The 13,821-nt window shown below is 38.7% G+C and carries 18 protein-coding genes and 1 riboswitch; of the genes, 7 read left to right on the top strand and 11 right to left on the bottom strand.

The genetic code is table 11. The features are described 5' to 3' along the window. Positions 1-39: 39 nt before the first annotated feature. From IEV27_RS17450 to IEV27_RS17440, 3 genes are all read right to left on the bottom strand, one after another. Complete coding sequence (locus tag IEV27_RS17450) at positions 40-402, bottom strand: HesB/IscA family protein (RefSeq protein WP_188378777.1); 363 nt, start codon at positions 400-402, stop codon at positions 40-42. Between the two features lie 128 nt (positions 403-530). After that, positions 531-767, bottom strand: coding sequence for a YuzB family protein (locus tag IEV27_RS17445; protein ID WP_188378776.1), 237 nt, complete (start codon positions 765-767; stop codon positions 531-533). An 88-nt stretch (positions 768-855) separates the two neighbouring features. After that, positions 856-1,179 (bottom strand): YuzD family protein, encoded by a 324-nt coding sequence (locus IEV27_RS17440; RefSeq protein WP_188378775.1) that lies wholly within the window; start codon positions 1,177-1,179, stop codon positions 856-858. 164 nt (positions 1,180-1,343) lie between these two features. Between IEV27_RS17440 and IEV27_RS17435 the strand changes: the two genes are divergently transcribed. Beyond that, positions 1,344-1,565: a NifU family protein gene (locus IEV27_RS17435; RefSeq protein ID WP_188378774.1), complete on the top strand. Its 222-nt coding sequence runs from the start codon at positions 1,344-1,346 to the stop codon at positions 1,563-1,565. A gap of 47 nt (positions 1,566-1,612) precedes the next feature. On the opposite strand, the gene IEV27_RS17430 is transcribed toward IEV27_RS17435, so the two are convergent. Continuing rightward, a complete protein-coding gene (locus IEV27_RS17430) occupies positions 1,613-2,581 on the bottom strand; it encodes a 2-hydroxyacid dehydrogenase (protein ID WP_188378773.1) in 969 nt (322 codons plus the stop codon). Between the two features lie 142 nt (positions 2,582-2,723). Here IEV27_RS17430 and IEV27_RS17425 point away from each other — a divergent pair, with 142 nt between their 5' ends. Both IEV27_RS17425 and IEV27_RS17420 read left to right on the top strand, forming a co-directional pair. Beyond that, entirely contained in the window at positions 2,724-3,230 is a 507-nt protein-coding gene (locus IEV27_RS17425) for a phosphatidylglycerophosphatase A family protein (protein WP_229735405.1), read from the top strand. Positions 3,231-3,340: 110 nt separating this feature from the next. Continuing rightward, positions 3,341-4,900 carry a hypothetical protein gene (locus IEV27_RS17420; protein WP_188378771.1) on the top strand — a complete coding sequence of 520 codons (1,560 nt, stop codon included), beginning with the start codon at positions 3,341-3,343 and terminating at the stop codon, positions 4,898-4,900. Between the two features lie 224 nt (positions 4,901-5,124). On the opposite strand, the gene nucF is transcribed toward IEV27_RS17420, so the two are convergent. Next, positions 5,125-5,895 (bottom strand): 5' nucleotidase NucF, encoded by a 771-nt coding sequence (gene nucF, locus IEV27_RS17415; protein WP_281063597.1) that lies wholly within the window; start codon positions 5,893-5,895, stop codon positions 5,125-5,127. Beyond that, positions 5,885-6,352: a DUF86 domain-containing protein gene (locus IEV27_RS17410; protein ID WP_188378769.1), complete on the bottom strand. Its 468-nt coding sequence runs from the start codon at positions 6,350-6,352 to the stop codon at positions 5,885-5,887. The genes nucF and IEV27_RS17410 overlap by 11 nt, the downstream gene beginning before the upstream one ends. Positions 6,353-6,460: 108 nt before the next feature. Between IEV27_RS17410 and IEV27_RS17405 the strand changes: the two genes are divergently transcribed. After that, a complete protein-coding gene (locus IEV27_RS17405) occupies positions 6,461-6,730 on the top strand; it encodes an SAV0927 family protein (protein ID WP_188378768.1) in 270 nt (89 codons plus the stop codon). A 90-nt stretch (positions 6,731-6,820) separates the two neighbouring features. Continuing rightward, positions 6,821-7,111, top strand: a complete 291-nt coding sequence (locus IEV27_RS17400; protein ID WP_188378767.1) for a cytosolic protein — start codon at positions 6,821-6,823, stop codon at positions 7,109-7,111. A 38-nt stretch (positions 7,112-7,149) separates the two neighbouring features. Here IEV27_RS17400 and IEV27_RS17395 read toward each other — a convergent pair whose 3' ends face one another. After that, the gene (locus IEV27_RS17395) at positions 7,150-7,422 is read right to left on the bottom strand and encodes a YutD family protein (RefSeq protein ID WP_188378766.1); all 273 of its coding nucleotides are present in this window, start codon (positions 7,420-7,422) and stop codon (positions 7,150-7,152) included. Positions 7,423-7,552: 130 nt separating this feature from the next. Here IEV27_RS17395 and IEV27_RS17390 point away from each other — a divergent pair, with 130 nt between their 5' ends. Next, positions 7,553-8,134: a YhcN/YlaJ family sporulation lipoprotein gene (locus IEV27_RS17390; protein WP_188378765.1), complete on the top strand. Its 582-nt coding sequence runs from the start codon at positions 7,553-7,555 to the stop codon at positions 8,132-8,134. Between the two features lie 30 nt (positions 8,135-8,164). Next, positions 8,165-9,106 (top strand): M23 family metallopeptidase, encoded by a 942-nt coding sequence (locus IEV27_RS17385; protein ID WP_188378764.1) that lies wholly within the window; start codon positions 8,165-8,167, stop codon positions 9,104-9,106. Between the two features lie 31 nt (positions 9,107-9,137). On the opposite strand, the gene IEV27_RS17380 is transcribed toward IEV27_RS17385, so the two are convergent. The 4 genes from IEV27_RS17380 to yunB all read right to left on the bottom strand — a co-directional run bounded on the left by IEV27_RS17380 (position 9,138) and on the right by yunB (position 13,735). Then, positions 9,138-9,242: a methionine/alanine import family NSS transporter small subunit gene (locus IEV27_RS17380; RefSeq protein WP_188378763.1), complete on the bottom strand. Its 105-nt coding sequence runs from the start codon at positions 9,240-9,242 to the stop codon at positions 9,138-9,140. Between the two features lies 1 nt (position 9,243). After that, complete coding sequence (locus IEV27_RS17375) at positions 9,244-10,770, bottom strand: sodium-dependent transporter (RefSeq protein ID WP_188378762.1); 1,527 nt, start codon at positions 10,768-10,770, stop codon at positions 9,244-9,246. 216 nt (positions 10,771-10,986) lie between these two features. Next, positions 10,987-12,546: a Na+/H+ antiporter NhaC family protein gene (locus IEV27_RS17370; protein WP_188378761.1), complete on the bottom strand. Its 1,560-nt coding sequence runs from the start codon at positions 12,544-12,546 to the stop codon at positions 10,987-10,989. Positions 12,547-12,724: 178 nt separating this feature from the next. Further along, positions 12,725-12,907, bottom strand: a riboswitch (Lysine riboswitch). A gap of 54 nt (positions 12,908-12,961) precedes the next feature. Beyond that, the gene (gene yunB / locus IEV27_RS17365; RefSeq protein ID WP_188378760.1) at positions 12,962-13,735 is read right to left on the bottom strand and encodes a sporulation protein YunB; all 774 of its coding nucleotides are present in this window, start codon (positions 13,733-13,735) and stop codon (positions 12,962-12,964) included. Positions 13,736-13,821: the final 86 nt, after the last annotated feature.

The raw sequence follows: 13,821 nt of genomic DNA, 5'->3' as shown, positions 1-13,821 counted from the left end.
AAAGCATCTTTCCTAATAGGAAAGATGCTTTTTGTAGTTTTAACAGTTCGGATCCGGCGTTCCTTCATTTGTAGCCGTTTTAAATGAAGAGCCACATCCACAAGATACAATGGCATTCGGATTATCGATGGTAAACCCGCCGCCCATCATATTTTGCTTGAAATCAATTTTTGTTCCTTCAATGATTGGAATATCCTGCGTTCGAATAACCACTGGAATTCCGTTGTGCTCTTCTATCGTATCTAATTCTTCATTAATATCATCTTCAAATCCCATGGCATAAGACAATCCACTGCATCCTCCGCCTTTTACTCCAAAACGAAGGCTGACCTCAGTCGACTCTTCTTCTTTCAACATTTGCTGAATCTGATGATTTGCCGCATCTGTAATATTAAGAATCATCTAAGACTCTCCTTTCCATTCGTTACAGTCAGTATACTAACTGTCATTATTTTAATCAAATAAATGGAATTGATTTAATAATAAAAAGCCTTTGCAGTAAGCACTGCAAAAGCTTAGCTGACCTGCGTTTAAAACAGGGGGTTTTCTTCCAGGTGCTTATATATATTTGAAACAAGCTCTTCAGCAGTGTCAGCCATCACTCGTTCTCCATTTACTAAAGCAAACAAACCTTGTGAACATATGCCACAATGGCTAAGACAACCATATTCTACAACATCTAAGTCAGGATCCTTCTCGAGCACCTCCATGGCTTCATCAGAACCACTAACTAGATTATTAACACAAAACTCAATAATTGGATTCATCCGTATCACCTCTTTAACCTGGATGAACCCCCAGTCCATTTCCATAATATCATAAGTTTTTGTAATTGAGTATGTTCTTAGACCATTCTCACAAAGGTTCTACCCCGTTTTTTTCCAATACAGCATAAACTTCCTTCAATTTTGGATTTCCTTCCCCAGCTACCTCATCATTTATAACGACTAATGGGTAAAACAATTCATCATCTTTGATCTTTTCAATATATTTTTGATCGTCAGCCGTATGTTCGTCTTCATATAGATCTACATAACGATAGAAAAGATGATCTGTATGATATTTCCTTCCAATAGCTGCTTGTAGCCATTCATAAGTTTCTTTAGAGCCTGGAGCATTAACACAACTTGCACAACGCTCGTTTGCCCCGTATACAATAATCCGTACATCACCACTCACTGTTGTTTCCTCCTGTCGACCGATGTATTTGCACTTCAATTTTACAAAACTTCATAAAAAAGATAAAATGAAAATGGTTCTCAATTTATTTTTCTAATGAGACATGAATAGATTTTTTAGTGAATCCGTTTTATAATAGAATTAACGAAAGGGGAAGATTGAACATGGAAGCTCAAGTTCAAGAAGTACTTAATAAACTTCGCCCATTTTTACTTCGTGACGGCGGGGACGTGGAGCTTGTAGATGTAGAAGATGGTATTGTACGCCTGCGCCTTATGGGAGCATGTGGTAACTGCCCTAGTTCTACAATCACACTTAAAGCAGGTATCGAACGTGCCCTTGCTCAAGAAGTTCCTGGAGTTTACGAAGTAGAGCAAGTTTTCTAAATAAGGACAACTCCAAAACCGTACACATGTAATGTGTACGGTTTTTTTTATGAAGAGACTGGAGTTATAGGTTCTTCCCCAAGCAGCACATTTTTCAAGTTTCTTAAGCTAAGCTGGAGCATGGCTTCCCTCGTTTCCACACTTGCCGAACCAATATGAGGTAAACAAACAACCTGACGTAAAGAAAGGAGTGGATGGGATGAGGAAATAGGTTCTTGCTCAAACACATCTAACCCTGCTCCTTTAATTTCTCCGGCTGCTAGCGCATGATACAAATGCTCTTCGTTCATCGTCGCTCCTCTAGATGCATTAATAAAAATCGCACTATTTTTCATCTTTTGAAACACCTGTGTATTAAATAAATGCTTAGTCTCACTTGTTAAAGGTACAAGACACATCACATAGTCAGAGGTTTCAATCAATTCTTCCCACTCTTCATAATGAACAGAGAGTTTCTTCTCTATATCTTTTTTTCTTGACCGGTTGTGATAAGCGACCTCCATATCAAAACCTTTGGCACGCTTAGCTACAGCCTCACCAATCCTGCCCATCCCTACAATGCCTAGCTTCTTGTGATGAACATCTGTGCCGGCTAAAAGAAATGGCGACCAGTTCTCCCACTCTCCCTTTTTCACATACTCAGCGGCTTCTATCATTCGGCGTGCTGTCGTAAGTAATAAACTAAAAGCCAGGTCAGCCGTTGTATCTGTTAACACGTCAGGCGTGTTTGTAACGATAATGTTCTGTTTATTTGCCGACTTCACATCAATATTGTCATACCCTACTGCCATGTTAGCGACAATTTTTAGTTGAGAAGCACGTTGAAGCAGTTCTTCATCTACTTGGTCTGTTAACATAGTTAATAAGCCATCAGCCTTTAAAGCTTCTTCTTCAAGCACCTTTTTACTCACAGGTGTAGTTTCACTTTCCCACATCTGAACGTCAAAATGTTCTCGTAGTGGAGCGATCAGCTCTTCGCTAATTTTTCTTGTAATAAAGATATATGGTTTCGTCATTGCCATCACCTCTTCCTTTCATTATAAAGGAAATGCAAGCGCAGACACAATTTTAGATAACTATAATGCAACTCTGGTATAATACAGGTATCGTTTTTATTTTTTAAAATAGAGAGAACCAATGTACAGGGAGGTCATCAGAGTGACAGACGAAAATCGAAAAATCAGCACACTTGAAAAGAAGGCCAGAGATTGGCTTGTTGAAAGAGGCGTAACAATTGATGATATGGCAGAGCTTGTTCATTTCTTGCAGTCCAAATATCATCCTAACTTAACAATGGAGGACTGCCGTTATAATGTTCATCAAGTTCTTAAAAAAAGAGAAGTTCAGAATGCTGTAATTACAGGTATTCAGCTTGATATATTGGCTGAAAAAAACAGCCTTGAGGAACCACTTCAATCGACCATTGAAGCGGATGAAGGCCTATACGGCGTAGATGAAGTCATCGCTTTCTCTATCGTAAATGTTTATGGATCGATAGGTTTTACGAATTATGGATATATCGATAAACAAAAACCAGGAATTCTTAAAAAGTTAAATGATAAATCCTCTGGAGAATGTCATACTTTTTTAGATGATATTGTAGGCGCTATTGCCGCTGCTGCCTCAAGCAGGCTAGCTCATAGTGCTGTTGGAGAAGAGTACTAATCAGCCACGCAAATTTGCGTGGTTTTTTATTTATTTGAAACTTCTTTCCTGTTCCCTCGTATATAATGGCATGGTAAATAAATGATATTTGTGGAAAGGAAAGGAAAATAATGAAATCGCTGAAAAGAAAATATGTCTGGATTTGGCCTTCATTGATTATTTTTTTAGGAATCACTCTTCTATATTATGAAAATTATCAAAAGGTTACCGAACCCCCTAGTGAAGAATGGAGCAGAGAGCTGGAACTGGGACTAACTCCTTCTACCAATGACCCTGTAGTGAAAGAAACAGAAAGTGGCATAGATGCTGCTTACCTGACAAACCATGGGGTACATAAAATATCGTATAACGAAAATCTGACGAGGGAAAAAGAGTCCTCGTTCTCAATCCCTTATAATAAATGGACAAAGTTCTATATTGATAGGGAACATCTCATTTATTCTGATTATTATGCAATGTATAACGGGAAAACGAATGATAAGATAGCAGACATCAATCAATTCATTCCTTTAGAAGATTCTATCATTTTTCAAGAAAATTTAGATGTTAACCTTTACGATCCCGCCACTTCAGAATCAGCCCATCTCCTCACCCTTGAAAACGAACAAATGAAACTTCACACATTTGAGACTCAGGAAAATACTTACCTCCTTACAGAATATAATGGAAATGGCAACACGGAACTTACCTTTTACGATATTAGTTCAAATGAAATTGATAAAATCGGTTCTAGTGAATTTACAGCAAAAAATTCTGAAGTTGTAAATGATCTTCAATTTACTATTCAAGATGGTAACTATGCGCTTCTTCTTACTACATATCAAAAACGAAACATGTCTGGTTCACCAACAAATTATTACTATTATTCGAATCAGCCTCTAAATGAAAATCCCGAATTTAACGAGTTGGATTTTAATGATCCTCATGGTTCTAAAAATTTATCGGAAATTTCGGATATAAGGCTCAATTTTTCAAACAATACGATGAAAATGTTATTCAAAGGTTATGGGGAGACTGACACCCAGTACAAGTCTGGGCGTCAATTTAATATTTATGAAGCCGAGTTAATAGAAACGTCACCTGTTAACGTAACAAGGTTAAGTAATACGCCTGAGTCTTCTGCTTATCCTCAGTGGGTAAATGACAATGCCATTGCCTGGCTAGATATAAAGGGCGATGAAAACCAACTCCTTTTTGCTTCTACTGATGAAACCATCATTGGCAAAGCAAGCGAAGTTTCTGGTCATTACTTCATGGATGCATTAGGTAAAACGTTAGGAATGCTCTCCTATAGCTTTTTAACGCTAATTGTTGCACTTGTTTGGTTCATTTGGCCAATGGTGTTTATGCTGTTTATTATGTTCGGACGGAGTTCAGCTCTCGATCAAGACCGAGGCTGGGTGTTTTTTTCGGGTGCAAGTATTTATTTGCTTGCCGCTTTCTTCTTTAAAGACAGAGTGTTCACTCCTGATTTAATGGCTCGTGCACCGGAATACTTAAGTTTCTTAGCAAGTCCGTTTATTTACATCTTACTGTTTGCCTTACTTGCTTACATCATTTTAGCTGTAAATAAGAAAAGTATTGACTGGTCCGTATCCGTCAAACTTAGTTATTTTATCGGTGTTCATTTATTATTTATTACTGTATTTTTCGGCCCCTATTTACTATGAGGTTTTTGTGAAAAAGAAGGGTTCTGTTACTTGTAAGGCGAATAAGGTTGGGAAAACGGGGAAGCAAGTCGTAGGCCAGGAGGCTTTCCGTCATGCCTTGCGAAATCGATTCTTTTTCCCGCCCCTTTTCTCCACATGAAAGTAATCGAACAGTGTTCCCTTGTTCTGAAGATATCAACAGCATCTTGTAATCCAGCCTATAAAAATAAACCCTAAGACGCTAATTACGGAGCCTTAGGGTTCCATTCTGATAAATTTCCAACACAATATGTTGGCTGCTCACTCAAATGCTTAATACTTTCCATTGAACTTACCCCAGTTTCTACCATTAGCGTATCCACTCTGGAACGAATTCCCGCTAATATATCTGTTTGATAGTTATCCCCTACCATCAAAATCTCTTCTTTAGGGAGGCCCAATTTTTCAATTGCTTGCTCCATGATAATAGCTTCAGGCTTGCCTATAAAGAGAGGATCTACGCCTGTGCTTACAGAAACTACTGAGGTTAATGCCCCGTTACCTGGAAGCAGCCCCCTCTCCGTTGGAATAGCTATATCTTTATTCGTGCTAATCAGTTTGGCTCCATTTCTGACCAGTAAACAAGCCTCGGCAAGCTTCTCGTAATTAATTGAACGATCAATCCCAATGACAACATAATCAGCTGATTCTTTTACGACCTCAATATGATGCTTAGCTAACGCGTCATAAAGACCTTTTTCACCAATAACGTATACTTTTGAATCGGGATTAATGGTATGAATATAGCTAGCAGTAGCCATACTTGAAGTAAAGATTTGTTCATCTTTAGCTTTTATACCCATGTTTCTTAATTTTGCTGCGACATCTTCAGGCTTTGACGATGAGTTATTTGTAATGAACATAAATGGAATTGACCATTCGTTTAAACGTTTCACGAAATCTGCTGCTCCAGGAATAGGTTCAGTTCCTCTATACATCGTTCCATCTAGATCGATTAGGTAAGCTTTATAATTCATCATTGTCTTTTTCATCCACTCCATCATTTGCAAAAGCAGATACAGGCCCAAGCTCTTGGTCTAAATATTTTCGCACACGATTCGGGAATTGAGTTAATGTTCCAATTTGCCGTTTCCATACTGAGAGTATGGCCTCATGTTTAATATCCGTATAATTCTGAACCACCATTTTGCGCAGACGAATAACTTCTTTATAATCATCCATTTGTTCAAGTGGCAGCACTTTCTCATCGGTTAATATATCAATAATATCTTCATAACTGCCTGGGTCTCTCATAATAAATCCATCGATCATTTGATTCCCTACATCAATTATAGCTTCTACAGTTAAATGGGTAAGTCTCTCTAACAATAAAAACTCCGAAAAAGAGCGATACTCATGTTTTGACTGCTCCTCTAGAAGCCGCTCCATGTATTGTAATATATTTTCTAATTGCTGGCGATTGACAAAATACATAATATGTTCCTCCTAAACAATAGCAAATTTTACTAATAAATCATCTTTCTGCTATGATAAATTGTAACTGGAATTATCACGAATAAAAATAATAAAGGAGTTATTTAGATGAGTGACATTAAAGTAATAAAAGATCAAGAAGAAAAAGCACCCACCCGTTTTATTAATTTTTCAACTAGTGGAAGGCGTTTCGAATTTGCTTTTCTTAAAGCTGACTATTTTAAAGGAGATACATTAGTTATCGACTTATTAGGCAATCACAACTTCTTGTTGAATCATGAAACTCTTCATAAAAAAGGACATCTTGAGCACGTATTTCATATTAACGAAATGCAGGCCGATCAACTAAGGGACTGTCTTGATGAATTCTTATACTAACGCATAAAACTTTTTTCTATGGTCAAACTAAAGTAAACTTTATCACAAAATTAGTTTACTGCCTTGATCTAAGAAGGAAGGTCTATTGTTATGAGTAAAAAAGATAAAAAAAATTATTCCGACTTTGCGAACGTAGAAGCTCAACGCAACTATTTAGTACCAGAACAACTTCCCGAAGGTCCTTATGGATCTCCACGCAATAAAAACACACCTGTTTCAAATGATAAAAGTGCTCCTTGGACAGACGAGCAACGATACTACAGTGCATTTAACTATGAGTATAAAGCTCTGCATCAGGACTTACAAAGACGAATGCCAGGTGCTCATCCCACTCATGACGAAAAACACGAAGATATCAAGCCTTCCGAAGAGGATCACTAAAAATAAACCGACGTGCGTATAGGCTGCACGTCGGTTTATTAGTCCACTCGCTTTAATACAAAATAGGCGCAGCCAAAATTGCAATACTCGTATAGATAATCATCTAATGTGCTTATTTTTGTATCAAAGGAAGCTTTTGAGTTTTGGTCATCATAAAACCCTTTTAAACGAAGTTGTCCGTAGCCCCAGTCCCCGACAATAAAGTCATACTTACTTAGAATATCACTAAAACGAGCTTCAACATCTTCCTCTTTAAAACCTTCTCTATAATCTTCCATTAATTCGTAATTCTTCCCAAATAATTCGATCATTACCATCACCTCTAACTTGTCCTTAGTGTACCATATTTCCATTTGTTCAAGGAAATAGAACCGAAAAAATTGTATCATAATTAAATTTACGTCCAAGCTAAAAGCAAAGAACGAACAAAGGATGAGATTAATGAAGCTATATCAAATGATATTAATAATGGCCATTCCTTTTACGATCATTTCTGGATGTAACACGGATGAAGAGGAAGGAATGAAAAAAGAACAAGATAAGGATCACTCTATTGAAGGAAATGCCATGGATAACTACAATGAACCATCAGCTGATGGCCAGGTTGGTTATGTTCGCTTCCAAAAAGACCAATTAGATCAAGAAGCAGAAAAAAACCATAAAATCAAAGTGAACCGTGAACAAATGGCAGATATGATCACTCGTATGATTCTTAGATATGAGGATTTTGATGATGTAGCCACACTAGTTGCCGACGATGAAATTCTTGTGGCCTACACGGCTCCTGAAGGTAAAGATCGCAACGAAGCAGCGGACATGATTAAAAAGACAGCTTACTCTCTAGTACCTAGCTTCTATCATGTTTATGTTTCAGATAACCCCACCGCATTCGGAGATATACAAAGTCTAAGTAACTCCACCGTATATGATGACCAATATAGTGAAGTTATCGAGCGTATGGTAGAAAGAATGAAAAAGTCTCCTCAAGGAGAAACAAACAGTGAAAATGTAAAAGAAAACTAAACAGTAAATAATAGGGAGGTGTTCATAAAAATGAAGACAGCTTTACGTATCACTTTTAGTTTATTATTAATTTGTTCTATACCTTCCCTTACCGCTTTCGCAGCAACTGAAGAAGAAGATATAGAAAGAATGTCTTTATATAAAAAGACAGCTACAGTTAGCGGAATTCCATGGACTTATTATGCTGCCATCGATCAGTATGAAAGGCAAATTCATGATGAGATTCCAGAGGGCAGGGTAACAGCGTTTCGTCCCGATCCTCTATTTTGGAACGGAATTGACACTGAGCCTTCCTTTTTCCCAAAAGGCTGGGGAGATAACGGAGATGGTAATAATAAAGTCGATATGACAAATGATGAAGATATTTTATGGAGCCTTGGAAAATATCTTCAATCTTACGGCACGACAGAGCAAGATATTCGTATTGCCTTATGGAACTATTACAAACGAGATTTAACGGTGCAAACCATTATGAACACCGCAAAAGTTTTTGAAAAATTTCAAACGGTATCATTAACAGATCGCGATTTTCCAGTTCCTATTACATCCAACTATACGTACCATAATACCTGGGGAGATGCTAGAGGGTTTGGCGGTAGAAGAATACATGAAGGCACAGATATTTTTGCTGATTACGGTGTACCTGTGCATTCTACTACTTACGGTGTTATTGAGATGAAGGGCTGGAACGAGTTTGGCGGGTGGAGAGTAGGTATACGGGATATTTACAATATTTATCACTACTATGCCCATTTAAGCGGTTTTGAAGAAAGCAAAAAAGTAGGAGATGTGGTGCAGCCAGGGGACGTTATTGGCTCAGTTGGTTCTACAGGGTATGGACCTCCCGGAACTTCAGGTAAGTTTCCCCCACATCTACATTATGGGATGTACCAGGATAATGGAAAAAATGAATGGTCGTTTGATCCCTATCCTTATCTGAAAAGATGGGAGCGTATGGTTAGAAATAAATAAGCGTCGCACGTGTGCGACGCTTATTTCGTATTTATGATTGTTTTGATTTCTTGACTGCGTTCATGATACTCGCAGCAAGTCCTCCCCAAATTACGACTATCCCGATGATCATCATAAAAATTGCACTTGCTGTCATATCATTCTACCTCCTTGTGTGTTTCTTCAAGAGCTTTGGAGTCCCAACGCTTCATAGTCATTAGGAAACCAACTACTATTGCAAATGCTGCGACAGCCCAGCCACCAAATAAGATGAAGGTATCTCCATACCCTTCGTAGTTTCCGGTCTCAGTTTCAAACTGTCCAAGCAGGTTCGTTTTGAAAAGGTCGAACATCATATATCCAAGCACGATTGGTGTAATAACTCCAAGACAAATCTTCCACCATCCGCCCAGGTGCAAATCAGAAATGCCATTCGCATGGGTTTGGAAATCATTAAGATTACGTACAAACCATGCAATAACGATAACTTCAACTAACCCGACAAAGGCTACGCCGAACTGGTTAATAAAGTAATCGGCAGCATCCAAGAAATATAGACCGCCTTGAGTTGCAAATGTAAGAGAAATAACTGCAGCAACTCCGCCGCCTAATCCCACAGCGGCCGTTCTCGACAATCCAAACTTCTCACTCAGTGCCGCCACGTAGGTCTCGGAAATAGAGATCAAGGAAGACAATCCTGCCAAAACTAAAGATGCAAAGAACAAGAAGCCGAATAGTCCATTTAAAGCAGGGAATTCATTAATAATTTGCGGGAAAACGACAAAGGCAAGACCTACTCCTCCACTAACGACTTCTTCCACAGGGACGTTAATTTGGGATGCCATAAAACCTAATGCCCCGAATACACCGATACCAGCTAACAACTCAAAACTAGAGTTACTAAAACCAGTAATAAAAGCGTTATTTGTGATATCTGATTTCTTTGGCAGGTAACTGGAATAAGTAATCATAATCGCAAATGCAATGGAAAGACTAAAGAAAATCTGTCCATAAGCTGCGACCCATACACTACCTGAGGTAATGGTTTCAAAATTCGGCGCAAAAAAGGTTTGCAGACCTTCTGCAGCACCAGGCAGCGTGATTGCTCGGATCACAATGATCAAGAACAATACAACCAGCGTCGGAATGAATATCTTGTTTGCCGCCTCGATCCCCTTCTTGACACCTTTGAATAGAACTCCTAAGGTGATTACCCAAACAGCAATAAGCGGGATTAAGACACCAGGGACTAAGCTTCCTGCTTGACCAGGATCTACGGATAAATTCAAATAATCACTAAACAAGAAGCTTTCCGTGTCTTGTCCCCAAGAGAGGTTGAAGGCAAAAATACTGTACGAAATTGCCCAGGCAATAATGACGGCGTAATACGTTGAAATTACAAATGAAACGAGTACGGCCCACCATCCAAGCCATTCTGTTTTTTTATTCATACGGAAAAATGATAGCGGTGCTGATCCACGGTACTTATGACCGATTGTAAATTCCATAACCAGTAGCGGGATACCTGCGGTTAAAAGAGCGAATAAATACGGTATGAAGAATGCCCCTCCACCATTTTCGTAGGCTACTGAAGGGAAACGCCATATATTACCCAGACCGATTGCAGACCCGACAGCTGCTAGGATAAACCCGGCTCTCGTCCCCCATTGTGCACGATTTTCCATGTGTAAGACCTCCCTTAGATACATTTCTCTTCCTTTTATATTATGAGCATGTACAGAAGAGAATGTTTCCAATTTTTATTTTTTTCTGATTATTCAAGCTTATTATACCGATACGCTAGTTCGATGTCAAAGTAATATTATAAAATTAATTATTATCCAAATATTACTAAAAAAAGGACAAAGAAGTACATTTGATGCACTTCTTTGTCCTTTGTTCTATTCCGGAATATAGTGGGATCGATTTTTTATATGAATCAATATACCTATTACCACTACTGCTACCAATGTGACAACCAGTGGGATAACTATACCGCCTGTAACGGCAAGCAGTACGTAACCAATAATTGCACCGGTAGCAGCTATAAACGCGTAAGGAATCTGTGTTACTACGTGGTCAATATGGTCTGAGCCGGCTCCTGTTGACGAAAGAATGGTCGTATCCGAAATTGGTGAACAATGATCTCCAAATACAGAACCCGCCAGCACAGCAGATAATGCCGGAAGAATCATTGTAACATCGGAAACTGCTGCAATCTCCCCGGCGATTGGGAGCATAATACCGAAAGTTCCCCATGAAGTACCTGTTGCCAGCGCCATAAAACCGGAAACTATAAATAATAACAATGGCAGAAATCCTGTACTAATATTAGACTGATTTACTAAACCTGCTAAATATTCCCCTGTCTGCATCTGACTGATTACATCCCCAATCATCCAAGCAAAAATAAGAATATAAATGGCAGGCAGCATGGCTTTTACACCTTCAATCAGCACATGACCCATTCCAGATTTTTCTCCAGGCTGAATCATATACATTATGGCAGCCAGCAATACGGCGATCATACCACCGGTAAATAAAGAAATATTAACATCCGTATTCTCAAAAATACTCAGAGCTGTTACAGCCCCTTCTGTGTTTTGAATACCCGTAACAATCATTGTACCAACCGTTCCGGCTATCAAAGCAATGATCGGCCAGATCAAATAAGATATCTTCCCTTGGCTGTGATCCTTAAATTCATCATTTAAGTCTCCAGGAATATCTCCTTTTTCTTCATCTTTTAGCACACCTGTTTTGATCGCTTTCTGCTCATGCTTTTTCATCGAAAAAACATCAAGCTTTAAGAAGATCGTTAAGAATACAAGAAGTAAGGCTGCAAAAACATAGAAGTTAGCCGGAATCATTCGGACAAAGGCTTCAAGCGGCTGATATTGTGTTATCTCGTTAGCTGCTAAAATGCTCCCGATTGTTCCGATAATGTAAGCACCCCAACTGGAAATAGGTGAGATGACTGTAATTGGTGCGGATGTGGAGTCGATATAATAAGCCAGGTTCGCTCGGGAAATACGATGACGGTCTGTCACAGGTCTCGCAACCTGGCCTACAGCTAACGCGTTAAAATAATCATCAATAAAAATAATAATTCCGAGTAGCGCAGGGACCAGCTTTGCCCCTTTGCGGGTTTTTATTCTTTGTACTGCCCAGCGTCCAAAAGCCTGGCTTCCTCCTGAGGCTGTTAAGAATGCAGTTGTAATACCCAGCAAAACTAAGAATGATAATAAATATAAATTCCCTGTATTTAAGGCGCCGTCACTGACGAATATGGAATAAAAATTCGTCCAGATTAGTTGAATTCCTTCAAGAATATTAAATTGCGTAAGCATAAATGCGCCTACAATAATACCGATTCCAAGTGAAAGTATGACCTTCCTCGTGGCAATTACAAGAATCAGCATTAAAACGGCAGGAATTAAAGAATAAATTGTTCCTTCCATGTGTGGTTCCCCTTCCGTAAATCTTTTGATAAGAATAGGCGGTATGGAAGTCTACTGGGGCAAATGAGGGATTCTGGAGAGCTTTATGCCGAAAAAGGATGTTTTTTTCCGGCATACAAAAAAGCAATGATAGAAAATAACCTACCATTGCCTTATAGCAATTTGATTATCCTCCATTTCGATCAGTAGCGCACCATGCACCTAAAAAGCTTGCATGACAGTATATCTCTTATTTAGACATATACCAGCTTATAAGAGCTGACGACTCAAATAAACTTCGGCAGGTCTCCCCTTTCTTCATGTGATCTTAGCTGTCCCGCTCCCACTGAATACTAATGAAACCTGCGCCTCTACCTCACCGATCTGATAAGGTCACGCATATTTAATTCCTTCACATTTTAACAGGTGGTCATTGTTATTGCAAGGGGTCCATAGGATAGGAAAATGTTGGTGATTTTCCTGTATCTCCAGTTTCATTAAAAAACTGTGGAACTTCTCCCATGATCGTACTTGAATCAATTGGAATATCATTAACCACTGTTGTAGTTTCAGTAGAGAAAGGGATAACAACTCGCAAACTAACTGTAAAATTAATGGACAATTGAAAGTGAGCAGAATTTATACCATATTCCGTTATTTCATTCTTAAACTCAGACTGGACATCACCAATTACCCTTAGCTGTACTGGTATTTTCGGTCCAAGGTTGGAGAGAATTGAATTATTTGTAGCTAAACCAACTGGAATTTCAATAAGAGTAGCCGGTTCTTCTCCTAATTCTTCGGTAGTCTCTTCATTTGGAAAGATGTCGGCTTCTAATGAAGTATCTTCAAGGGGAAGTTCATTCAACTCCATTCTTTTCAAAAAATTCTGTACTCGCAATGTAGTGTTTCGTAACGTTCTGTTAACTACTACTGAATTCCAGCCCATGTACACAATATTTCCGTCGTTGTCCTTTTCCATTCTAATTAAATCATCAAATTGTAATTCCTCTGATATCTGCTTACTCACTGCTTCGTTGATCGCATCTCTTGCCAGCTGCTGTGCTTTCGTTTCTGCAATTTCCTCTAGAGTAGGTGTAATCCCCCGGTCAATAACTACTAAACATATGCCTGTAAATAAAATAAAGAAGATGATCGTCCATAATATTCGTTTACCAAATGAGGGTGGATTCGCCCTGATTTTCCCCATTAAACAACCCCTCCTGACCTATCTATATGATCAATTAAAGAGGTTTAAAACTAACTTAATGAAGTTATGAGACAGCCTGCAGTTCC

The organism is Halobacillus andaensis (assembly GCF_014636475.1).
In the GTDB taxonomy this organism is placed as follows: Bacteria; Bacillota; Bacilli; order Bacillales; family Halobacillaceae; genus Halobacillus_A; species Halobacillus_A andaensis.
The sequence above is the reverse complement of the archived record's forward strand: the minus strand, read 5'-3'. Positions and strand labels throughout refer to the sequence as shown.

Excerpts from the sequence above, each read along its gene's own strand:
- IEV27_RS17420 (WP_188378771.1), top strand. The coding sequence starts at position 3,341 with ATGAAATCGCTGAAAAGAAAATATGTCTGGATTTGGCCTTCATTGATT.
- IEV27_RS17375 (WP_188378762.1), bottom strand. The coding sequence starts at position 10,770 with ATGGAAAATCGTGCACAATGGGGGACGAGAGCCGGGTTTATCCTAGCA.
- IEV27_RS17405 (WP_188378768.1), top strand. The coding sequence starts at position 6,461 with ATGAGTGACATTAAAGTAATAAAAGATCAAGAAGAAAAAGCACCCACC.
- IEV27_RS17395 (WP_188378766.1), bottom strand. The coding sequence starts at position 7,422 with ATGATCGAATTATTTGGGAAGAATTACGAATTAATGGAAGATTATAGA.
- IEV27_RS17380 (WP_188378763.1), bottom strand. The coding sequence starts at position 9,242 with ATGACAGCAAGTGCAATTTTTATGATGATCATCGGGATAGTCGTAATT.
- IEV27_RS17400 (WP_188378767.1), top strand. The coding sequence starts at position 6,821 with ATGAGTAAAAAAGATAAAAAAAATTATTCCGACTTTGCGAACGTAGAA.
- IEV27_RS17430 (WP_188378773.1), bottom strand. The coding sequence starts at position 2,581 with ATGACGAAACCATATATCTTTATTACAAGAAAAATTAGCGAAGAGCTG.
- IEV27_RS17370 (WP_188378761.1), bottom strand. The coding sequence starts at position 12,546 with ATGGAAGGAACAATTTATTCTTTAATTCCTGCCGTTTTAATGCTGATT.
- IEV27_RS17450 (WP_188378777.1), bottom strand. The coding sequence starts at position 402 with ATGATTCTTAATATTACAGATGCGGCAAATCATCAGATTCAGCAAATG.
- IEV27_RS17435 (WP_188378774.1), top strand. The coding sequence starts at position 1,344 with ATGGAAGCTCAAGTTCAAGAAGTACTTAATAAACTTCGCCCATTTTTA.
- IEV27_RS17445 (WP_188378776.1), bottom strand. The coding sequence starts at position 767 with ATGAATCCAATTATTGAGTTTTGTGTTAATAATCTAGTTAGTGGTTCT.
- IEV27_RS17390 (WP_188378765.1), top strand. The coding sequence starts at position 7,553 with ATGAAGCTATATCAAATGATATTAATAATGGCCATTCCTTTTACGATC.
- nucF (WP_281063597.1), bottom strand. The coding sequence starts at position 5,895 with ATGAATTATAAAGCTTACCTAATCGATCTAGATGGAACGATGTATAGA.
- yunB (WP_188378760.1), bottom strand. The coding sequence starts at position 13,735 with ATGGGGAAAATCAGGGCGAATCCACCCTCATTTGGTAAACGAATATTA.
- IEV27_RS17410 (WP_188378769.1), bottom strand. The coding sequence starts at position 6,352 with ATGTATTTTGTCAATCGCCAGCAATTAGAAAATATATTACAATACATG.
- IEV27_RS17385 (WP_188378764.1), top strand. The coding sequence starts at position 8,165 with ATGAAGACAGCTTTACGTATCACTTTTAGTTTATTATTAATTTGTTCT.